Source organism: Demequina globuliformis, from assembly GCF_000975155.1.
GTDB classification, from domain to species: Bacteria; Actinomycetota; Actinomycetes; order Actinomycetales; family Demequinaceae; genus Demequina; species Demequina globuliformis.
In genome coordinates this window covers 862,855-884,578 of record NZ_BBRG01000001.1, presented here as the reverse complement: position 1 = coordinate 884,578, position 21,724 = coordinate 862,855, and the positions used below count along the sequence as shown (strand labels likewise).

The following is a 21,724-nucleotide window of genomic DNA, read 5'->3' as shown; positions in this document are numbered from 1 at the left end:
CCCTTCCCGCCAAATGGAGCCATGTGGTTGTTATGGCACTGCTAGACAACGAATTGGAGCCACTTCGCGTGACGGTGGGTCTAGCGCCTGCTGGCCCCCGAGTCCTACTTTGTGCTCATGACCACTTCTGACGCCGCGCGCCACTTCCGCGCCAAGCTCGCGTTCGAGACCGACCCCTCCGACGTTGCCTCCGCGCTTGCCGACGGCAGTGAGGACTTCGTTTTCGTTGACACTCGCGACGAGCATGCGTGGATTCAGGGTCATGCCCGTGGGGCCGTGCACATTCCCAAGCCGGACATGCCGGTGAGGATCCCGGAGTATCCCGCGGACACGCAGTTCGTCGTCTACTGCTGGGGTCCTGGCTGCAACGGCGCCACCCGCGCGGGCCTCATCATCTCTGAGTTGGGTTACGCGGTGAAGGAGATGATCGGCGGCTTTGAGTACTGGGCACGCGAGGGTATGCCGGTTGACGCGATCGCTGTCGATACACAAGGCGCGAGTGCCGCTGTCGACGCGACCCGCGCCCCAGATCCTCTGACGGCTTCCATCGGTGCGCACGGGGTCATCGCCTGCGACTGCTGAGGTCGTGAGGCGCAGCCTCGATTGCCAGTGGTGCTTGTACGGGGTTGACTATAGACTCGTCGCGCGTGCTTCACTCCGCTTGGGGTGGGGCCGATGCGAGATGGGGGCCTCGTGGTGAATCGCACACCGCACCCTGTGGCCCCGCAGTGCACATAAGCGTGTGGCGAAGGTGGGGGTTGGCCTCGTGGTGAAGCAGGTCAGGATCGATGTCGATGCAGTTTTGCAGCAGATCCAAAAGTTGCTCAGGGAGCTAAACGAGTTTCCCGACCCATCCGACGTGCGGCGAACCAATGGCCCGAACAATGACGCCGTCGCACGCGTGTTTAAGGACCCTCTGGACGCCGCCGCTGAAACTGTCTCGGACCAGGTCCGCGCGGCTCGTGACGAGCTGCTGCGACTGGACAAGGCGGTTCGAGCAGCGATTAGGGACCTCACTGCCGAGGACGACGAGGCGCAGGTCACTCTTGAGCGTGCTGAACGCATCCTCGACGATGCGCGCGGAGATGCCGCCGCCGACGCAAAGAAATCGGGTGGGCAGCCGAAGTACAACCAGACTCACAGTTCCACCGTGGACACGCGCGGCGTGCGCGGAGGCGACACCGACACGTCTCAGGTCCGCGCGGTGCGCGGCGGCAAGGCGTAACCGAGGTGCAGGCTCTTCCACCGTGGCTGTCGCGGGGTTCGGCTGTGGTGGTGTCGGCGTTGGCGGTGACGGTTGTTGCTGCTGGTGTGGGGGCTGCTGATACCGACGATGGGTATTGGTACTTCGATAACTACGACGTGGCCAGTTTTCATGAGCAGGGCATTGATGGTTCGGGTGTGAAGATCGCGGTGATCGACACGGTGATTGATCCGGATGCGCCGTTCTTGGCGGACGCGAACATCACGGTTCACGAGCCGAGTTTTTGTGTTCCGGATGAGGAAGGTGGAGAGCCGGTTCCGGCGACCATCACGGGCGGTGCGGCCAGCGTGCATGCCCACGGTACGAATGTCACGGGCTTCCTGGTGGGTAACGGGGATCGGGGCCCCAAGGGCATTGCTCCGCGGGCGGAGATCACGTTTTACAGTTGGGGCGACAACCTGGGAGATGAGGACGATCTCAATTGCACGGCACGGGGTAGTGAAGGCATGGGATATCGGGCCGATGCTGCGGGTGCGCTTGAGGCCGCACTTGCCGACGATCCGGACATTGTGACTCTCTCGGTTACTGGCTCCTTTGCGGAAAGGAGCCAACTCCGCGACCCAATCGCGCGTGCGATGCGTGAGGGTGTGATTATTACCTCTGCTGCGCCTAATGACGACTCGGAGCTCGGTGGTGACGCCACAAGCGCCAATGGTGTGGTGGGCGTGGGGTCTGTGGGTGCGGACGGCCAGGTCCCGACGTCGGAGGTCCTCGATGGTGAGGAGCTGGTGACGGTCCACAATACGAATGAGTGGTTGGATGTGGTGGCGCCGGGGGTGGGTTTGACTGTTGGTGGTGGCGCGTCGTGGGAAGCTCCTGAGCCGCGCAATGGCACCTCGTATGCCACGCCGATTACGGCGGGGAATGTGGCGTTGGCGTTGCAGGCTAATCCGGAGGCGACGCCGAATCAGGTGTTGCAGTTGTTGATTCATAACACTGGTGTGGATGCTCCGCACGAGCCGGTGTTTGACCCTACGGGTGAGGTCGGCTACGGCGTGGTGGACACGATCTCGCTGCTGGGTGATGATGCGACGAAGTATGAGGATGTGAATCCGTTCATTCTTGATGGCGATGACCAATCGCCGACGGTCGAAGAGATCTTTGGTGAGACGGCTGCGACGGGGGATCCGGAGCCAAGTGTGGAGGCCTCTAGGGAGGCGTTCCCGTCGCCTGCGGCGCCCACCGCGGAGCCGACTACAGAGCCTGCACCTACCGATAGTGGCAACACCATGACGGTGGTGTGGATTGCGGTGGGTGTGGTGGTTGTAGTGGCGGTGGTGGTGCCTGTGGTCGTGGTGGGGGCGCGTCGGCGTAGTGGCCGACAGGGTGTGGTGAGGTAGGGAGATGATGATGTCTGGTTGGGTGTCGCGGGGTTCGGCTGTGGTGGTGTCAGCGTTGGCGGTGACTGTTGTGGCTGCTGGTGTGGGGGTTGCTAATACCGAGGATGGGTATTGGTATTTCGATAACTATGACGTGGCGAGTTTTCATGAGCAGGGTATTGATGGTTCGGGAGTGAAGATCGCGGTGATCGACTCGGTGATTGATCCGGATGCGCCGTTCTTGGCGGATGCGAACGTCACGGTGCATGAGCCGAGTTTCTGTGTTCCGCAGCAGGAAGGCGGGGAGTCGGTTCCGGCGGCCATTAGTGGTGGTGACGTGGACGACCATGGCACGAACGTCACTGGCTTCCTGGTGGGTAACGGGGATCAAGGACCCAAGGGCATTGCTCCGGGCGCGGAGATCACGTTCTACAGCTGGGGAGACTTCGCCGAGGACAAGTGCGGCTCAAATCCCTCGGAGTACCGGCTCGATGTCGGCGCGTCGTTGAAGGCCGCGCTCGATGCTGACGCGGACATCGTGACAATCTCTGTGGGAGGCGGCGAACTGTTGTCGACGGGTGAGTTTGCGGATCAACTTGCGCGGGCGATGCGTGAAAACGTGATTATCACTGCTGGGGTGCCTAATGACGATCTCGATGTTGGCGTCGGCTTTATGACTGGAAACGGTGTGGTGGGTGTGGGTTCTGTGGGTGAGGATGGTCAGACTCCAAGCCGCGAGGCCTTTGATGGTGCCGAGGACCTGGTGACGGTCCACAATACGAATGAGTGGTTGGATGTGGTGGCGCCGGGGGTGGGTTTGACTCTTGGTGGTGGTGCGTCGTGGGAGGCTCCCGAGCTGGGCAATGGCACCTCGTTTGCGACGCCGATCACGGCGGGCAATGTGGCGTTGGCGTTGCAGGCTAATCCGGAGGCGACGCCGAATCAGGTGTTGCAGTTGCTGATTCATAACACTGGGGTGGATGCTCCGCATGAACCGGTGTTTGACCCTACCGGTGAGGTCGGTTACGGCGTCGTAGACACGATCTCGCTGCTGGGTGATGATGCGACCAAGTATGACGATGTGAACCCCTTCATTCTTGACGGCGACGACCAGTCGCCGACGGTCGAGGAGATCTTTGGTGAGACGGCCGCGACGGCGGATCCGGAGCCAAGTGGGGAGGCCTCTAGTGAGGCGTCCCCGTCGCCTGCGGCACCGACCGCGGAGCCGACTACAGAGCCTGCACCTACCGATAGTGGCAACACCAACACGGTGGTGTGGATCGCGTTGGGTGTGCTGGTGGCGCTTGCCATCATTATTGTGGCCGTAGTGGTGGCGAGCCGCCGCCGGGCAGAGAACTAGGGGGGGAATGGTCATGGCCAGTGACGTAGAACGCTTGCGGGCGATCGTGGACGGGGGCCGGTTCGAGGCGCCCAAGTTTGGGCAGGTGCGTTCCAGTTTCAGTGTGTTGGCAGACACGCTCAGATCGCTGCGCGCGCCCGAGGGGTGGGAAGGCGAAGCCGCCCAAGCTGCGGGAGAGAGTTTCAACGCGTTGAGCAAAAAGATGCGAGGCGTGGAGGCGGCTGTCACAGAGATGGAGACGATCATCGACCGCGCCAACCACGCCGTCGACCGCGCGCTTGCCGCATACGACTCCCTGCCTTCCGACATTGTCCCGGACTGGATGCAGGACCGGGTCGCGTGGGCCGCGCAGCAGGGTCAGGAGTGGGTGCGCGTCGAACCCTCTATGCCTGCGTTCACGATCTCGGGCGCTCTCTCCGGGATCTCCAGCGTGCTCGGCCAGTCCAAGCAAAATGCTGCGCGCAACGCTCTCAACGACCTTGAAGCAGACCTTCGCCAGGAGGCAGAGGCACTACGCCGGGCTCTTCCGGACCTGTTCAGAGGTGATGATCCAGACGAGCTGGACGACGACGATAGGCGGGATGATGACTGGCACACCAACGGAGGCGGCGGTGATGGCACGGGCGGCTACACCGGTGGCGGTGGAGTCTCGCCGCTGAAGCCACGCGATTACCAGGGTGTTCAATACGATTCCGCGGGCTTTGTTCCGGCCGGTTCGAGTGGGGCCGGTTACGTCCCGGCCAGCGGCCAGCCGGTGGACTCGGGCGCCTTTGACCCCTCGGACTATCAGCCGAGCCAGTCGGGCGGCGGCGACTACACGCCGGGCACATGGGACGGAAGCGACTCCGACTACTCGGTGGACTCACAGTCGCCGGGAACCACACCTAGCTACGGCGGTGGCGCGTACGGGGGCGGCTCCGCGTCCGGCGGCGCAGGATACAACGGCGGTTCGTACAACGGCGGTGGAGCGTCCAGCGGTCTTACCTCGGGCCTCATGGGCGCCGGAGCCATGGGCGGCGCAGCCGCAATGCGTGCCGGCACAGCTGGGTCCGGGTTTGGTAGCGGTTCCGGCGCGGGTGTCGGTGGCTCCGCGAACGCTGGACGAGGCTTGCTCGGCAACGTTGCCCCCGGCGGGCAGGGAGCTGGTGGCCAGGCAGGAGGCGGCACTGGCCGCAGCGGTGCTGGTTTGCGTGGCGTGGCGAGCGGGGGCACGGGAGCAGGTGGCACCGGTGTGAACGCCGGCGCCGCAGGACGGGCCGGCGCCATGGGTAGCGGCGGCGTGAACGGTTCAGGTGCCGGAGGTGCTGCTAGCACCGGCGCCGGCGCGGGAGGTCGTACCGGCATGGTCGGCGGCGGTGCGCCCGCAGCTGCACAGCAACAATCCCGGAAGAACGGCCCCACGCGTAGCGGCCTGATTGCGCCCAAGATCGATGATGACGCTGAAGCGCGTCCACTATCCGCTGCCGCAGGCGCCGGAAGCCGGACTTCAGCCCCCGACCCCACGGAGGGCGAAGAGGGCTAGCGAGCGCGTTGCCCGGGTGAGAAGCAACGGCGCTCGGGCCGATGCTTCAGGCCAGTCGGCCGTCGCGCATGCGCAGCACACGGGTTGCCATGACCTCGGCCTCAGCCGGATCGTGAGTGACCACAAGTGCGGCCGTGCCCGCGGCAGCGAGGATGTCCCGAACTTCGATGGCAAGCCGGCCGCGGAGGTCAGCGTCGAGGGCGGACAGTGGCTCGTCAAGTGCGAGCAAGCGCGGCTGGGGAGCGAGCGAACGTGCCAGTGCCACGCGTTGACGCTGACCGCCCGACAGATCCGTCACGGGCCGATCCCCTAGCCCGTCCAGACCCACGAGCTCGAGCAGCTCGAGTACACGCGCCCGCTTGTCGGTGGCTGGCAGCCGTTGCATCTCTAGGCCGAACGAGATGTTGCGCGCCACCGAGCGGTGAGGGAACAACTGGCCGTCCTGAAACACCAGGCCAAATCCGCGCCGGTGGACTTCCACGTCCGTCACATCCTCGTCGTCCCACACCACCTGGCCAGCGTCGACGTCGACAATACCGACCACCGCGCCAAGCAGGGATGACTTGCCGCACCCAGACGGGCCCAGGAGCGCAACCGTCTCGCCAGGAGCGACAGTGAGCGACACCCCATCAACGGCGGTCACCGGGTGAGCACCGCCATAGCGCACCACCACATTGTCGACGCGAAGGCCGGTCATAGGTCTCCTCCCACAGTGGTCCGCATACGTTCGGACACCATCATCACGGATGCGGTCAACGCCGCCAGAAGCACAGCGGCTGCGAACGCCATGCCGAGGTTCTCCGCCCCTGGCCTGCCCAGCAGGCGATAAATCGCCGTCGGCAACGTGGGGCGGTCGGGGCGGGCAACAAAGGACGTGGCACCAAACTCACCCATGGAAATCGCGAACGCGAAGCCGAGTGCTAGCCCGAACGGGCGCCGTAACAGCGGCCACTCCACACGTGTCCACACCCGCCCGGGACTGGCCCCTAGGGCGCCAGCGGCTGCGCGCATGCGTGGATCGATAGCGCGGGCAGGCGGCACCAGGGTGCGGACGACGAGGGGCAGCGCCACCACCGCTTGGGCCATCGGGACCAGCCACCATGACCCGCGCAGATCTACCCCGAGCACTGTGCGGTTCAGGGTCAACAGCATGCCTAGACCCACAATCACTGCGCTGACGCCCAGCGGCAGCATCACGATTGCGTCGAGCACCGCTGCCTTGCGACCCCGTCGCGCGAGGAGCGACGCGACGATGAGCCCCAGCCCCGTCGCAACGGACGCAGCAATCACCGCGGTGGTGAGCGAGTTGAGCGTCGCCTGCCAGACGCTCACGGGCAACACCGAGCGCGGCGGGTCGGTGAAGAGTGCGACGTAGTGGTCGAAACCATAGCCATCGCCGACCTTGAGCGAGCGCGACAGCAGCGCCCACAGCGGCGCGGCCAAGAGCAACCCCAGGGCGACGAGCACCGGCACAACGACCTTGACGTCAGAGCGCGTTGCGGGCCTGGTGCCATCGACCGTGCGGGTGCCCAACACCCGCTCGCGCCGCCGCCGCGCCCACGCGGATGCCGCGAGGATGCCGGCGACGAAAACCAACTGAAGGATCGACAACACGGCAGCCGCACGTATGTCGAGAAACTGGTTGACCTGCAACCAGATCTCTGTTTCCAAGGTGTTGATGCGCGTGCCGCCCATGACCAACACCACGCCAAACGAAGTGGCGCAGAACAGAAACACCACCGATGCCGCGGAGGCGACCGCGGGTGCCAACGCCGGGACCGTCACGTGCCACCACGCCTGGCGCCGGTTGGCGCCCAACGTCCGTGCGGCATCGGCCCTGCGCGGATCTAAGCCCGCCCAACTTCCCCCCACAATGCGCATCACGACGGACGTGTTGTAGAACACCATCGCGAGGCCAATGGCCCACACTGTTTGATCCCATCCCAGGAACGCGAGTGGACCCGACCGCCCTAGCAGCGCCGTGAAAGCCGTCGCCACCACAATCGTGGGCAACACGAAGGGCACGGCCGCGATCGCGCGCACCGTGACCTGCCCTCGCCAACGAAGCCGGTACAGAACGTACGCCGCTGGAATCCCCAGTGCGAGGGATCCCAGCGTTCCCAAGGTGGCCAAACCAGCGGTGGTGACCAGGGCATCGGCCGTCCGGGGGTCAACGACCACCGCCCATGTGCCAGCCCAGTCGAAGCCCCCGTCCCACAGGCCGCGTGCCAGCACCGTAAGGAGCGGCCACACAAAGAAAATGCCGAGGAACCCCAGCGGCAGCGCCGCCACCGCCCACCACACAAGGTGGCGGCGATGGCGGCGCGGGTGCATGGCGATCCTCGGCGTGAGTGGTGGAGGTGTTAGCCCAGAACGATCGCGTTCCAGGTCTCAATCCACTCGTCGCGACCAGCGGAGATGTCCTCCGGGCTCAACGAGTGCGGCTCCTCGGCAAGCGGCGCATACTCTGCCCACTCCGCTGGCACCTCGATCTGCTCCGAGACCGGGTAGACGTACATGTTCTCCGGCAAAGCAGCCTGGAAGTCGTCCGACAGCATCCAGTCCACGACCGCCTGCGCCGCCTCAGGGTTCGCCGCGCCGTTGAGTACGCCCGCGTACTCGACCTGGCGGAAGCAGGTGTCCAGCAGTGCCGCCGTGGTGGGCTCACCGTCAATCAGCTCGTACGGCGGGGATGAAGCGTAGGACAACACGAGCGGATAGTCGCCGCCGTAGTTGGGGGCCGCGAAGTCCGTGTAGTAGGTCTCCGACCACGACGACGTGACGCGCACATCGTTGGCAGCCAGGTCGGTCCAGAACTGCTCCCAGTCATCGCCGAACTCCGCGACCGTGGCGAGCACGAACGCGAGTCCAGGTGAGGACGTCGCGGGGTTCGTGACGGAGAGCATCCCCTGATACGCCGGGTCCGTTAGATCGCTGAGACCCTGTGGGACCTCAAGGTCGCCTTCGAAGGTCGCCAGATCGTAGTTGAGGCAGACGTCGGAGTAGTCGATCGCGGTCAGCGCCTGCGACCCGGGCACCGCGTACGCCGCTGCGTCCGCTGCCGCAGGAACCTCAGAGGTGTAGTCCGCGAAGATGCCTTCATCGAGCGCGCGCGACGCGAACGTGTTGTCGACGCCGTACACGACGTCGCCTAGCGGTGCGTCCTTGGTGAGGATGAGCTGGTTGACCAGGCTGCCGGCGTCTCCTGGGGCGGCGAACTCGACCGTCAGGCCCGTCTCCTCTTCGAAGGCGGCGAGCACGTTGTCGGGGACATTGAAGGAGTCGTGCGTCACGACCGTGACGCTCTGGCCGGCGAGATCGGTTGCGGCGGTCGCGGTGGGCGAGGTGCTGGCCGATGTCGCGGCTGGGGTGGCAGAAGTCGCGTCCCCTTCCGCGTCGCTTGAGCAGGCCGCGAGGGTCAGGGTGGCGATGGCGGCCGTTGTGACGGCCGTGGTGCGCGTGAAGCGCATAGTGGTTCCTCCCACATGCATCAGGAGGGGACGAGACTCGACTCCCTACGCCGGTATCACCCGGATCAGGTTCGAGGGTCTGCGGCGGTTCCGCACTCTCAGCGCTCTTACTCTCGATGCCACTGGCAATCGGGAAGCGCTCCCCTGTCGTGTCCGGTCAGCATAGCGCGGGCGTGGGGAGGGGAACGACGCCGGTGAGCTCAGGGAGGTACGCGACTGCGCAGCCGCGGCGCGATGTGGTGGCGCCACGGCTGCACGCGCGCGTCGTTAGTAGTTGAGGATCTGGCGGCCGTCGGTGACCAGGTTGCGGATGGACACTTCGCCGTCGGCGTCGCCCTTGAGCGCGTACCCGGCGGCCTCGATCTGGTCCTTCACGCCGTGGCCGTTGGCGCAGTAGGCGCAGGCGCCGTGCACGTTGTCGCGCAGCGACTCGAGCAGCGGGTGGAGCTTGTGGTCGGCCTCGCTGAGTGCGCCGAGCGACTCGACGCCCGAACCGTCGAACACCACGACGACGTCGTCCCCAGCGGACTTGAACTCAGAGGCGACCTTGAGGCCGCGGAACACGCGGGAGAGGTCGCCGGAGGCGGGCTCGTAGATGACGACGGCGATCTTGTTGTCACTCACAGTGAGATCCTTTCGTAGATATACATACCGGTCGGTATAGTTGAAGCCTAAGTTGACCGATCGGTATAGTCAAGTCATGGCACGTGACGGCTCTGAGGCACCCGCGCCACGCGGCCATGCCCGCGAGCGATTGCTCGCAGCCGCAGGCGAACTGTTTTATTGCGGTGGCATCAACACCACAGGCGTCGAGGCTGTCGCTGCGCGCGCAGGCGTCACCAAAGCCACGCTCTACAACCACTTCGCCAGCAAAGACCTTCTGGTCGTGGCGTACCTGCGCGAGCGCCTCGAAGCGTCTCGCGCGGGCCTGAGTGCCGAGCCCGGCGAGGTCTCAGCGGCGTCGCAGCGCGTGGCCGCGCTCTTTGACGCGGTGGTGGGCGATATTCAACGCGGCGACTTCCACGGGTGCCCGTTTGCCAAGGCTGCCGTCGAGGTCCCTGGCAATGCTGCGGCGATGGAGGTCGTGCAGGAGCACACCGAGGACGTGGTGCGGTACCTCGCGGTAGCGACCGGGGATGGCGAGCTGGCGCGGACCATTGCGATGCTCTATGACGGTGCGCTCATCGCCGCGAAGGTGTCAGGCGATGCCGCGCCCGTGGAGCGTGCGCGCGCTGCGGCCGTTGCCATGGTGACGGCCTGAGTAGGCGCAGTGCCGCCCCTGCGGGTGCAGATCGTGGCGCTCACGCTTGCGCGGACGGAGCGGGGCTGCGCCTCCCGCGTGGGAGTTAGACGTCCGTGCGGTGGAAGTTCAGGAAGCTCTTCGAAGCAGTCGGCCCACGCTGGCCGCGATAGCGCGAGCCGTACTTGTCTGAGCCGTACGGGTGCTCAGCGGGGGAGGATAGGCGGAAGAAGCACAACTGACCAATCTTCATGCCTGGCCACAAGTTGATGGGCAGCGTCGCCATGTTGGACAACTCGAGGGTGACGTTGCCGGTGAATCCGGGGTCGATGAAGCCTGCCGTGGAGTGGGTGAGCAGCCCCAGGCGGCCCAGGCTGGATTTTCCCTCCAGGCGCGCTGCGATGTCATCCGGCAGGGACACGGATTCGAAAGTGGAGCCCAGGACGAACTCGCCCGGGTGAAGCACAAAAGGTCCGTCACCCTCGACCTCGACCAGGCGCGTGAGCTGCGGCTGCTCCGCGGCCGGATCGATGGCCGCGTACTTGTGGTTGTCGAACACGCGGAAAAACTTGTCCAGGCGCACGTCGATCGAGGACGGCTGGATCATGTCTTCTTCGTACGGGTCGAGGGCCACGCGGCCGTCGTTGATCTCTGCACGGATGTCGCGGTCGGAGAGCAGCATGTTCGCATCCTAGCCGGGCGGCTCTCGCGACTGACAGCTTGACGCGGAGGATAGGGCCGATGCGCATGCTGAGTTGTGCGGACACTGTGCTCCGGATGCACGCTCTACAGTAGTGCCCCATGAAGGTCATCAGCGTCGTGGGCGCCCGCCCCCAGTTCGTCAAGCTCGCACCGGTCGCTCAGGCGCTTTCCGCCGCAGGGGTTGATCACGTCATTGTCCACACCGGTCAGCACTATGACGCGGACATGTCGGACGTGTTCTTTGACGGGCTGTCTATCCCGGCCCCTGACGTTCACCTGGGCGTGGGATCCGGGTCTCACGGCGCTCAGACGGGCGCAATGCTGGCGGCGCTCGAGCCCGTGTTCTTGGAGCACAACCCGGACTGGGTGTTGGTGTACGGAGACACGAACTCGACGCTTGCAGCCGCACTTGCCGCGGTGAAGATCCATCTCCCGGTCGCTCACCTCGAGGCAGGGTTGCGCAGTTTCAACAAGCGCATGCCTGAGGAGCACAACCGTGTCATGACGGATCATTGCGCGGACCTCTTGCTCGCTCCCACGGAGGTAGCACAGGGCCATCTTGCGAACGAGGGCCTTGCCGCGATCACCCGAGTCGTGGGAGACGTCATGGTGGACGTGTGCTTCACGGTCCGCGACGCAGTCCTTGCCGCAGGCGGCGGCACCAGTGAGACGCCTTACCTACTGTCAACGATTCATCGGGCAGAAAACACTGACGATCCGGACCGTTTGCGCGCGATCATCGATGCGCTGGCTTCTGCGCCGCTGCCCGTGCGACTGCTGGCCCACCCGCGCCTTCGCGCCAAGGCTGAGCAGTTCGGCATTGAACTTGCGCAGGGTTCCATCGAGCTTCATAGCCCTGTGCCGTATGCAGAGATGGTTGCCTCGGTGCTGGGTTCCGCGGGTGTGGTGACGGATTCTGGTGGTCTCCAGAAGGAGGCCTACCTGCTTGACCGCCCTTGCACCACGTTGCGTACGGAGACGGAGTGGGTGGAGACGCTGCACGACGGCTGGAATGTCCTGGTGGCGGATCCGGCCGATCTTGCAGAGGCGCTCAAGCGCGACCGTCCGACTGCTGCACGCAAGGCTCCCTACGGCGACGGGCGCGCGGCCGAAGCCGTGGCGGCCGCACTTCAGGGAGTGTGACCGTGGCATTCTCGAGATGTCGCGTACTTCGACCAGCAGTCGTCTAGGAGAGTTTGAACAATGACTCACCTGGTGATGGTGGTCCCCAACACCGTCGATCTCGACTCGCGAGTCCAGAAGGTCGCCCGGGCGGCTCAAGACGCAGGCTATCGCGTCACAGTTGTGGGGGCTGCGACACGGGCCCGACCGTTTGGAGCGGTCCTCAACGGCGTGCTCACCCTTCGAGTCCCGGTGCGAGTAGGGCGTCCTGTGACGTGGCGTGGAAGGGCCCTTACGTCCGCCCGTAGCTTTGTCTCATCGGAGCCACGACCAGGCTCTTCACGACAGAGGGTCACCGAGAAGCTGTCGCGGCGCCTTGACTCGCACTTGGCTGCCGCTGGTGGAATGGCGTTGCACTCGATACCCAGCAAGCATGGCCGCGAACTCGCGTTGGCAGGCTCCAAGTCGTACGGCGATCTGCCCCAGTTCACTGCGAGGTTCTGCAGCACGATCATCGACCTCAAGCCGGATCTCATCTACGTTCATGATTCGCCGCTGCTTCTGGCGGCAGGTGTCGCACAGCGGTTGCTTGAGAAGCGTGGACGCAAAGTACCGCTCATTGCGGATGTTCATGAATGGTGGCCCGGCGTCGAGAGCGTGTCCGAGGCGCGTCGTCAAGGTCAGATGAATCTGGAGGACCAGTGGATTCCGACTGCTGACGCGGTTATTACCGTGTCTTCAACTCTGGCTACGTGGCTCGCGCGACGGTGGGGGCTTACCGAGCCCGTAGTGGTGGTCGAAAACGGTGCGGTAGCGAACCATCGTCCCCAGGAGGGGCGCGCAACATTGCGCGAGGAGTGTGAGCTTGATCCGGACGTCCCCCTGATGGTCTACAGCGGTGCCGTTGCTCCTTCCCGCGGAGTGGATGTAGCAATCCGCGCAGCAGCCACCCAACCCGACCTGCATCTTGCGCTCGTGTGCGGTCCGGTTTCTCCGTACGTGGAGTCGCTCCGAGACTTAGCTCACGAGTTGGGTATGGAAGACCGCTTCCATCTCATGCCATTTGTGAATCCGGAGAGCGTGCCGTGGTATCTAAGCACGGCAGATATTGGTGTGGCGCCGTTCGCACGGTCGGCAAGTCATGACTCGGCGTTGGCCACCAAGATCTCGGAGTACGTAGTGGCCGGCCTTGCGCTCCTGGTGAGTGACTGTGAGGCGCAGGCCGAGTTCGTGCGTAGCAACCGCATCGGCGCCGTCTTCGCTGCTGGAGATGTGGGTAGCGCATCCAGCGCCCTCAGCGATGTCGTCCGCAACCTCGAGGAGTTGAAGGGGCGCATCACCTCGGACTTGCGACAGCAGCGCTCGTGGGAGTTTCAGCGACGCGCATTGTTGACTGTTCTCCAAAGGGTGGCAGGAAGCCCCTCAGGCGTGGCCCCGCGGTCACGCTCGGTCGTCCGGCGAACGCTTGGACGGACGGCCTTGCGGGCGCACTCGTCATTGCTTGTTCGTCAGGGGTCAATCTCTGCGCGGGACCGCCGCAAACTCTTCGGTCCAGATGTCGAGGTCCAGCGCATGTACGAGCAGCGGCTATCCACGGCGCTTTCCGGGAGAGTTTCCCTGTGAGCATTCGGAGTCGCGTAGCAGGTAGTTCCCGGTATCTCTCGCCGCGGGTACGCAACGACCTTCGTCGTGGCAAGCGTCGGCTCGACCGGTGGCGTTCTGACCGTTCGTTGAGGGACTACCTCACGGTCCCCAAGAAGGGGCCTGAGGACCTGGGCCTGGTTATCGCGCCAGCAAACTCCGCCGGTCAGGGATACCGTTGGGCGGACGCTGTCACGGCTCACATCGGCGACGCCCGGGCATGGAACTATGCGTTTCGAGTTCCGTCTGCGACCTCCTACCCCGTGGGGCTTGGGGTACCACCCGAAGTGACAGCTCACTCGAGCGACTGGGCTGTTGCTTTCGAGGATCGGCTAGTTGCGGCCTTCTCGCATGGGATGTGGGAGTCTGGTCGTCAGCCGTTAGGGGTCGCGCGGGGCGAATCGCCGTGGACCCAGATCGAGCGACTCCGGCAACGTGGAGTGGCACCTGCGTTTGTCGCACACGGATCCGACGTCCGCATCCCGTCCGTCCATGCGGAACGTCATGAGTTCTCGCCATTTCGCGACCCAGAGGTGCCTCTCACGATCGCGCTTGAGCGAAAGGCGCGAGCGACCTTGGGAGCCCTTCAATCCTTCGAGGGGCCCCGCTTCGTTTCAACGCCGGACTTGCTCGACGTCGTTCCGGAGTCTGCGTGGCTCCCAGTGGTGCCTGGGGCGGAGTGGTTCTCGTCTCCACAGGAAGAAGTCGAACCGCGCGCCCGACTCCGTGTGGGGCACGTTTCGAGCAGCTCGATGCTGAAGAGAAGCGACGCAGTAGAGGAGGCGATTGCACCGCTTGTTGCTTTGCGGGCGATCGACTATGAGCGAGTGTCCGGGGTCGCGCCGGGAGACATGCCATCGGTTGTCGCCGGGTTTGACGTCATCATCGACCAGTTCGGCGTCGGGTCCTACGGTGTTGCGGCGTGCGAAGCGATGGCATCGGGGCGGGTTGTAGTGGGCAATGTCCTGCCTTCCGTTCGTGACCATGTGCGAACGACAACTGGGTTCGATGTTCCTATCGTGCAGGCGACGTTGCCGACGCTCCGCGAAGTGCTCGAGGAACTTGTGGAGCAGGACCCCGATGCCCGGGCCGCACGCAGCCGCGCCGGGCGGGACTTTGTCCGTGCGGTGCATAACGGGGAGCTTGCTGCCGCGGCCATTGCGGACAACTTTCTACGGCCACGCCTCTAGCGCTGCGCGACTAGGCTGCGCAATGCTGTGAGTCCAGTGGACGGCCCTAGTGGTGAGCGGTGAGCACGTCACGGAGTAGTGCCTGAACAGCCTCGGCGCTGTGCCAGTTGAGAGCGTACTGATGGCTCGCGCGCTGTCGCTCTACAGTCGATATCCAGACTTCTCGCGCGATGCGGTCGATGTCTTCGGTGAGTGTTGCCATACGTGTCTCTATCAGTGGAACGTCGCCGGGCAGCGCTGCCCGGGTTTCGTTCCTGAGGTGGCCTATGACAATCTGACCGCGTGCCATCGCATCAACCTCAGTTTGGCGATAGGTGCCGTTGGCGCAGTCCCCCACGACAGCGTGAGCGACGGAAACATCCTCGACCAGCGTGAAGGCAGCGTGCTGTGCAGCTTGGCTGGTGAGCGCCTCAAGGCTCTCACGCCAGATGGGTGCCAGGTGGTCAGCGGCGATGTAGACCCGGAGCGTTTCACCATCAGCCCGTAGCGGGGCTCCAGAATCGAACTTTTCTTGGGCCGCGGGTAGCGGCAGCCAGGCACTCTGTGCCACGTGATCTACCAGTTCTGGGTCCCGGACCAGTGGCACAATCCGGTGGCCGTTGATCACGGCAGTCAGGCGGTCTGACCGTTCAGACCACTCACGACGGCGTTTGGTGGACCAGTGGTGAACGTCTGCGTGTTCTTCGATACTCGTGAGCGTATTGGGGCTCAGGAGGTCTCCGGCACGGGCCATCAGCAAGGTTCGTTCGCGGTTGACGGCGATCAGCTGGAGCGCTTTGAGTGCGTCCGGCTCGAGCGCGTCCAGGACGTTCACTCCGGCCTGGACTAGCGTGTCCGAGCTCTGGATCAGATCGCTATAGAGCCGGAGTGCGCTCACGGTATCCTGTGGCTTGCGTGCCGGGGTTCGGACTGAGAATCCCGACCCGGCCCAGTCGAGCGTGGCCTCCTGTGTGCTGATGGTCGCGACAGCCGTACGAGCGCCCTGAGGTGGCGCGGCCTGGTGTTCGAGTACATTCTGATACGCGTCGACGAGGTTCTGCTCATGGCTCTCCCAACTGATGGAACGCTGTAGTTCCGGCGACGCCTTGTAGCGTGAAGCGTCTGAGCTCGCGAGGATCGTTGACACTGCCTGCGCGAGTGACTCCGGATCTCCAGCGGTGAATACCTCACCGATGCCGTGGTCTGTGACGAACTCGGCCTGCGCTGGGCAGTCGCTCACAGCGAGCGGAATCCCAGCTGTGGCGTATTCGGCGATCTTGGTCGGGATCGCGTTGTCATGGTTGGGTCCGCGCAAGAGCGTGTGGAGTCCTATGTCTGCAGTCCGGAGGTACCAGGTTACCGAGGCAGCGGGCACGTAGGCGTGGAAGTGAACTCTGTCTTTCAGAGCGAGCGCCGCAATGCGTTCGCTGAGTTCTCGAGCGCGGGTTCGCGAAGGCGCTGATACGAGCACGAGGTGCGCATCGGGGAGGTGGGTCAGGGCCTCGATCGCCGTCTCGACACCGCGCTTTTCCCCGACGTGACCGGAGTAGACCAGCAGTGGGACGTTTGGGCCGAGACCCGCCTCCGTGCGGATATCTTCTCGACCGGGGGCGGGAATCGATGTGCTGGAGGGGCCGTTGGGCACCACTAGTGTCAGCCGCTCCGTGCTGTCGTGGAGACCTGCGGAGATCTCCTTGTTCACGGCGATAACGGCGTCGGTATGACGTGCCAGTTTTGCCTCAGCGTCGCGCGCACCGATCATGCTGATTGCGGCGTCGCGACGAGGCCGCCAAAACTCGTGCGCGTCGTACACAAGGCGGGGTGCCGACCCTTGCGCCCGCAGGGAGTCTCGAGCTTTCAACGCCGTGGGCAGCATGAAGGCATCGTGAATATGGATGATGTCTGGCTTGAGTGCAACCACCTGGTCGACCAGGGCGTCAGCGTAGTCCTGAGTCAGATGCCCCGTCTGCGGCAGCATCCACCCAGGGCGGAGATACGCGAGTTTTCGCACAATCGTCTGGCTACGGTGTTGCCAAGGCGTGAGCGGATTCTCTCGAGCGGCTTCCGCGAGTCGTTGTGCGCGTCGTGCGCGTGCTGAAGTGAGCCCGGACGCGAGCTTTGCGAGCGGCGCTCCGCGGCGAGCCGATTGTGCCGTCATCTCCTTCAGGTGGGCGCGTGCTGAGAGTACAGATGCGCGGTTCTCGAGTGAGGAGAGGCGGGCATTCCGGGCTTTGGCTGTGGCCCCGTGCAACGAGTAGGACACGGGGAAGCGCCAGATGGCGGCACCTGCAATGGTGTCAGGGCCCGCGCCGCGTGCACGGTTGATTCCGACGACGCTACACGCATATCCAAACTTGGTTGCCGTGCCAGCGGCGCGTACCACTCTGCCATCGACGACGACCTCATTGTCGACGAGCATGACGACATGCGCTCTTGGTGAGGGCGGGTGTTCCACAGTAGCTCAGTTCTCGTAGTGGGGGGCTTGTTGGGCTACGCGGCGTTGGCGCTGGAGCTCTGCAACATCTGCAGGACTCGCGTGGTGCTGGTGACGTAGGGGACAGTGCCTTGTGCGCGGGCGGCGTGCCAGGCGGCGAGGACTGCGGTGGGCTGGTCGACGTACACGATGTCTGCGCTTGCGAGCAGTTCGCGAGCGATGCGGTCTTTGCGGAGAAGGCGGTTCATGTGCCAGCGCGGTCCGCGCAGTGTGAGCCGTGCCACCTTTGATTTGTGCCAGGGATTACGTCCACCTCGGCGTCGTTGGATGGTGGGGTCGAGGACATGTGCAGTGGGGTCCTCGTCGCGCCAGTGAGACAGGGGTCCAAGGGTGATGACGGATACCTGCGTAGCGCCGGCTTCGGTGAACTGGTCGATATAGCGCGACAGCGCGGTGGCGCGGCGCAGTTGCAAGGCGCTCAGGATGACGACGTGGGTCACGCGGTGACCTCCTCGGTGAGAGAGCCGATGCGTGGCGAAAGCTGTGCGTCGCGGCGCAAGGTTTCACCTGCGTCGTGGGCGCGGGCGTAGTCGGCGGTGGTGGCGGAGTGGAGCAGCTTCACGGTGTCGCCCAGGGTGGTGGCGATTGCTTCTGGTGTGACGTCGGGTACCGCAGTCCAGAGTGGGTAGTCGCGGAGCACGTTGGAGGAGTCGTTGGTGGGGGCGTGAACGGACACGATGGGTTTTCCTGTGGCCACGTACTCGAACACTTTGCCGGAGGTGACGTACCGGCCTTCGCCGAGCGCCAGGACCAGGGCGTCTTGGCGCTCGTAGAACTCTGCGACTTGGCCCTTGTGTACTTGGCCGATGAAGGTGACGCCGGCATCGCGGGCGTCGTCAAGCAGGGTGGCAAGGTCGCCGCGTGGGGTGGCGAAGTAGCCGAGGTATCCGCCCACTTCCAGGGTGGAGGCGGCGGGGATGTGGTCTTGTGCCTTGGCGAGTGTCCAGCCCTTCATGAGCGCTTCTAGGGGGACTTTGGGGGTGATGGTGCCCAGGTAGCCAAACCGGGGAGCGTCAGGGTTGGCGACGGGCAGCGCTACGTTGCGTTCTCCGAAGAGCGCGGGGTCCCAGCCGTTCATGACGACCTGCATTTTGTCTGCGGCGAAGGGGTATTCCTTGCGGTGCCACTCCCGGATGGCGTCGTTGACGAACCACACCTCATGCGCGGCCTGCAGGTACTTCTTTTCGAGCCGTCCCACGCGTGATTTTTCCGGGAAGAGGTAGCCGCCGTCGAACACGTCGAGTCGCCAGCCGTCGCGGTAGTCCATCACGAAGGGCACGCCTGCTTTCTTGTGCAGGTGGTAGGCGCCTTGGAAGTCGACGTTGGGGTTGGCGGTGGCGACGACCAGGTCTGCGGGGTCACGGTCGTGGATGAGCTCGAGTGCGTTTTCGAGGGCGCCGCGCCATTGCCCGTAGTTGTTTTCGGGGAAGGTGAGGCGGTCCAGTCGCGATCGAATGCGGTTGTAGTTGCGTGATCCGAGGAGGGCGCGGCTGCGGGGGAATTCGCGGACGTCGGTTTCTTGTGTAGCCCAGGTGAACGGCACGCGTTCGACGGTGACGCGGGGGTCGACGGCATTGCTCATGGAAATGTCCACGCCTACGTACCGTTCGTACGCCTCCGCGGGTGCTGCGACAACGGTCACCTTCCAGCCCGCTTCTGCAAATGCGTTGGCGGTTGCGACGGCGCGGTAAACCCCGCCGGTGCGGGCGGGCGCGAAGCCCCACGCGATGTAGATGAGGTGAGGAGTTGAAGCGGTCACGGTTCCTCATTGTTCCACCGTCTTGTCAATGGCGGCGCCCACTACCGCGAACCAATCGGGCCGGCAGCGCCGGTCGCGCTCCCAGCGCAGGGCGAAACCTCACTCGCGTTCGAATCGTTACGAATTGGAGTCGCAACGTTTCGATTCCATGGCTACTATGTCCTTAATTCTCATCCACCGGAAGGTATCTCCATGAAGTTCGGCCACTTCGACGACGAGGCGCGCGAATACGTTGTCACGACCCCGCACACGCCGTACCCGTGGATCAACTACCTCGGTACCCAGGAGTTCTTCTCTCTCGTATCCCACACCGGCGGTGGCTATGCGTTCTACCGCGACGCCAAGCTGCGCCGGCTCACGCGCTACCGCTACAACAACACCCCCGTCGACGACGGCGGCCGCGTATTCACCATCAACGACGGCGGCGACGTCTGGAGCCCCTCCTACCGTCCGTACAAGACGGAACTCGACCACTTCGAAACCCGGCACGGCCTGGGGTACACCCGGATCACCGGACAGCGCAATGGCCTTGAAGCATCGGCCCTGTTCTTTGTGCCCGTGGACACCAACGCGGAAATCCACCACGTCACGCTGACCAACACGAGCGATGCCCCCAAGTCGGTGTCGCTGTTCTCCTTCGTCGAGTTCTGCCTGTGGAATGCCGAGGACGACCAGACCAACTACCAGCGCAACCTCTCCATCGGCGAGGTCGAAGTCGACGGCAGCGCGATCTACCACGTCACCGAGTACCGCGAGCGCCGCGAGCACTACGCCGTGTACGGCGTCAACGCCCCGGTCGACGGCTTCGACACTGATCGGGACACGTTCCTAGGATTCGGCAATGGCTTCCACGAGGCCGCCGTTCCTCACGCCGGCATCAGCGGCGACTCCATCGCCTCCGGCTGGTACCCCGTCGCCTCGCACCACCTCAAGGCAGACCTCGCGCCCGGCGAATCCAAGCAGTACGTCTTCACGCTCGGCTACCTCGAGAACGACCGCGACGACAAGTGGGAGGCTCCCGGCGTCGTCAACAAGGCCGGTGGCCGTGCCCTCCTGGACCGCTTCGCGACCTCCGAGGCCGCCGACGCTGAATTCGCGCGCCTGCAGGAGTACTGGGACGGGCTGCTGGGCTCTTACACCGTGACCTCAACGGAGGAGCGACTGGACCGCTCAGTCAACATCTGGAACCAGTACCAGTGCATGGTGACCTACAACATGTCGCGCTCGGCGTCCTACTTTGAGACCGGCATGGGCCGCGGCATGGGATTCCGGGACTCGTCGCAGGACCTGCTCGGATTCGTGCACCTGGTGCCCGAGCGCGCCCGCGAGCGCATCCTCGACATCGCCGCCACCCAGTTCCCTGACGGCAGCGCCTACCACCAGTACCAGCCGCTCACTAAGCGCGGAAACCACACCCTGGGCTCGGGCTTCAACGACGACCCGCTGTGGCTCATCCTGGGCGTCGCCGCGTACATCAAGGAGACCGGCGACGAGTCGATCCTCGATGAAATGGTGCCGTTCGACAACGACGAGTCCCAGGCGGACACGCTCATGGAGCACCTGCGTCGCTCGTTCAGTCACCCGCTTGAGAAGGCCGGACCGCATGGGCTGCCGCTGATCGGCCGCGCCGACTGGAACGACTGCCTGAACCTTAACTGCTTCTCCACGGAGCCGGGCGAGTCGTTCCAGACCACCGGAAACCGCACCGGCGGCGCAGCGGAGTCAATCATGATCGCCGCGATGTTCTGCGCCATTGGGCCGGAGTACGCCGAGCTGGCGCGTCGCCGGGGTGACACCGCTGAGGCGGAGCGGGCCGAGTCCGCCGTTGCCCGCATGCGCGAGGTCACCGCCGAACACGGCTGGGACGGGCAGTGGTTCCTGCGCGCCTACGACTACTTTGGCGACAAGGTCGGCACGCGTGAGGCGGCCGAGGGTCAGATCTGGATCGAGCCGCAGGGCTGGGCAGTCATGGGCGGCGTCGGTGTCGAGGACGGCAAGGCGGTGGCTGCGCTGGACTCCGTGCGCGAACGACTCAACACCCCGCACGGCATTGTGCTGCTGAACCCCGCGTACACCGAGTATCACGTGGAGTTGGGCGAGGTCACGAGCTACCCGCCCGGCTACAAGGAGAACGCCGGCATCTTCTGCCACAACAACCCGTGGATCATCATTGGCGAGGCCCTGCTGGGTCGCAGCGAGCACGCCTGGGAGTACTGGAAGCAGATTGCCCCGGCGTTCCGCGAGGACCAGTCCGAGGTCCACCGCATGGAGCCCTACGTCTACGCGCAGATGATCGCCGGCAAGGACGCGGTGCGCCACGGTGAGGCAAAGAACTCGTGGCTGACCGGAACCGCGTCGTGGAACTTTGTGGCCGTGTCGCAGTATCTGCTGGGTGTGCGTCCTGGCTACGACGGCTTGATCGTGGACCCGCGCATCGGTGCGGAGATCGGCTCGTACACGGTCACGCGCGTTATTCGCGGCGCGACCTACGTGGTGGAGGTCACCAACTCCGGTGGGGCCGATGCCGTCGTGACGGTTGACGGCGAGCGCATCGATGGCACCGTGGTGCCGTATGCGCCGGAAGGCGCGACGGTCGCGGTCTCGGTGACGGTCTAGTCGCCCCACCTCACCTCGCCTCACCCCGCCCCGCCCCGCCCCCTGC

The 21,724-nt window shown here is 64.6% G+C and carries 18 protein-coding genes and 1 riboswitch; of the genes, 10 read left to right on the top strand and 8 right to left on the bottom strand.

Features of this window, described 5'->3' with window-relative positions; genetic code table 11:
* Window positions 1-117 precede the first annotated feature (117 nt).
* The 5 genes from AOP75_RS04075 (at window position 118) to AOP75_RS04055 (ending at window position 5,465) form a co-directional block, all read left to right on the top strand.
* Window positions 118-582: a rhodanese-like domain-containing protein gene (locus AOP75_RS04075; RefSeq protein WP_062078398.1), complete on the top strand. Its 465-nt coding sequence runs from the start codon at window positions 118-120 to the stop codon at window positions 580-582.
* 160 nt (window positions 583-742) lie between these two features.
* On the top strand, window positions 743-1,225 hold the full coding sequence (locus tag AOP75_RS12505) for a hypothetical protein (protein WP_152649935.1): 483 nt from the start codon (window positions 743-745) through the stop codon (window positions 1,223-1,225).
* A 5-nt stretch (window positions 1,226-1,230) separates the two neighbouring features.
* Window positions 1,231-2,604 (top strand): S8 family peptidase, encoded by a 1,374-nt coding sequence (locus tag AOP75_RS04065; RefSeq protein WP_062077041.1) that lies wholly within the window; start codon window positions 1,231-1,233, stop codon window positions 2,602-2,604.
* 4 nt (window positions 2,605-2,608) lie between these two features.
* Window positions 2,609-3,943 carry a S8 family peptidase gene (locus tag AOP75_RS04060; RefSeq protein ID WP_062077040.1) on the top strand — a complete coding sequence of 445 codons (1,335 nt, stop codon included), beginning with the start codon at window positions 2,609-2,611 and terminating at the stop codon, window positions 3,941-3,943.
* A gap of 13 nt (window positions 3,944-3,956) precedes the next feature.
* Window positions 3,957-5,465, top strand: coding sequence for a hypothetical protein (locus AOP75_RS04055; RefSeq protein ID WP_152649934.1), 1,509 nt, complete (start codon window positions 3,957-3,959; stop codon window positions 5,463-5,465).
* Between the two features lie 46 nt (window positions 5,466-5,511).
* On the opposite strand, the gene AOP75_RS04050 is transcribed toward AOP75_RS04055, so the two are convergent.
* The 4 genes from AOP75_RS04050 to AOP75_RS04035 form a co-directional block, all read right to left on the bottom strand.
* Window positions 5,512-6,162: an ABC transporter ATP-binding protein gene (locus tag AOP75_RS04050; protein WP_083966677.1), complete on the bottom strand. Its 651-nt coding sequence runs from the start codon at window positions 6,160-6,162 to the stop codon at window positions 5,512-5,514.
* Complete coding sequence (locus tag AOP75_RS04045) at window positions 6,159-7,799, bottom strand: ABC transporter permease (RefSeq protein WP_062077037.1); 1,641 nt, start codon at window positions 7,797-7,799, stop codon at window positions 6,159-6,161. Before AOP75_RS04045 ends, AOP75_RS04050 begins: the two co-directional genes overlap by 4 nt.
* 29 nt (window positions 7,800-7,828) lie before the next feature.
* On the bottom strand, window positions 7,829-8,935 hold the full coding sequence (locus AOP75_RS04040) for a thiamine ABC transporter substrate-binding protein (protein ID WP_236683069.1): 1,107 nt from the start codon (window positions 8,933-8,935) through the stop codon (window positions 7,829-7,831).
* A 25-nt stretch (window positions 8,936-8,960) separates the two neighbouring features.
* A riboswitch (TPP riboswitch) is annotated at window positions 8,961-9,091 on the bottom strand.
* A 111-nt stretch (window positions 9,092-9,202) separates the two neighbouring features.
* Window positions 9,203-9,559, bottom strand: a complete 357-nt coding sequence (locus tag AOP75_RS04035) for a DsrE family protein (RefSeq protein WP_236683068.1) — start codon at window positions 9,557-9,559, stop codon at window positions 9,203-9,205.
* Window positions 9,560-9,635: 76 nt separating this feature from the next.
* Between AOP75_RS04035 and AOP75_RS04030 the strand changes: the two genes are divergently transcribed.
* On the top strand, window positions 9,636-10,196 hold the full coding sequence (locus tag AOP75_RS04030) for a TetR/AcrR family transcriptional regulator (RefSeq protein WP_062077035.1): 561 nt from the start codon (window positions 9,636-9,638) through the stop codon (window positions 10,194-10,196).
* Window positions 10,197-10,281: 85 nt separating this feature from the next.
* Here the strand turns inward: AOP75_RS04030 and dcd are convergent, their stop codons facing one another.
* Complete coding sequence (dcd, locus tag AOP75_RS04025; RefSeq protein ID WP_062077034.1) at window positions 10,282-10,857, bottom strand: dCTP deaminase; 576 nt, start codon at window positions 10,855-10,857, stop codon at window positions 10,282-10,284.
* 119 nt (window positions 10,858-10,976) lie between these two features.
* Here dcd and wecB point away from each other — a divergent pair, with 119 nt between their 5' ends.
* The 3 genes from wecB to AOP75_RS12500 all read left to right on the top strand — a co-directional run bounded on the left by wecB (window position 10,977) and on the right by AOP75_RS12500 (window position 14,830).
* Window positions 10,977-12,020 carry a non-hydrolyzing UDP-N-acetylglucosamine 2-epimerase gene (gene wecB, locus AOP75_RS04020; protein ID WP_062077033.1) on the top strand — a complete coding sequence of 348 codons (1,044 nt, stop codon included), beginning with the start codon at window positions 10,977-10,979 and terminating at the stop codon, window positions 12,018-12,020.
* 384 nt (window positions 12,021-12,404) lie between these two features.
* Window positions 12,405-13,622, top strand: a complete 1,218-nt coding sequence (locus AOP75_RS04015; protein WP_062077032.1) for a glycosyltransferase family 4 protein — start codon at window positions 12,405-12,407, stop codon at window positions 13,620-13,622.
* A gap of 770 nt (window positions 13,623-14,392) precedes the next feature.
* Window positions 14,393-14,830, top strand: coding sequence for a hypothetical protein (locus AOP75_RS12500; protein WP_152649933.1), 438 nt, complete (start codon window positions 14,393-14,395; stop codon window positions 14,828-14,830).
* Window positions 14,831-14,876: 46 nt separating this feature from the next.
* On the opposite strand, the gene AOP75_RS04005 is transcribed toward AOP75_RS12500, so the two are convergent.
* From AOP75_RS04005 to AOP75_RS03995, 3 genes are all read right to left on the bottom strand, one after another.
* Window positions 14,877-16,787, bottom strand: a complete 1,911-nt coding sequence (locus tag AOP75_RS04005) for a glycosyltransferase (protein WP_161794530.1) — start codon at window positions 16,785-16,787, stop codon at window positions 14,877-14,879.
* A gap of 512 nt (window positions 16,788-17,299) precedes the next feature.
* Window positions 17,300-17,743, bottom strand: a complete 444-nt coding sequence (locus AOP75_RS04000; RefSeq protein ID WP_062077029.1) for a hypothetical protein — start codon at window positions 17,741-17,743, stop codon at window positions 17,300-17,302.
* Window positions 17,740-19,062 (bottom strand): glycosyltransferase, encoded by a 1,323-nt coding sequence (locus AOP75_RS03995; RefSeq protein ID WP_062077028.1) that lies wholly within the window; start codon window positions 19,060-19,062, stop codon window positions 17,740-17,742. The genes AOP75_RS04000 and AOP75_RS03995 overlap by 4 nt, the downstream gene beginning before the upstream one ends.
* A 192-nt stretch (window positions 19,063-19,254) precedes the next feature.
* On the opposite strand from AOP75_RS03995, the gene AOP75_RS03990 reads away from it, so the two are divergent.
* Window positions 19,255-21,678: a glycoside hydrolase family 94 protein gene (locus tag AOP75_RS03990; RefSeq protein ID WP_062077027.1), complete on the top strand. Its 2,424-nt coding sequence runs from the start codon at window positions 19,255-19,257 to the stop codon at window positions 21,676-21,678.
* Window positions 21,679-21,724 lie beyond the last annotated feature (46 nt).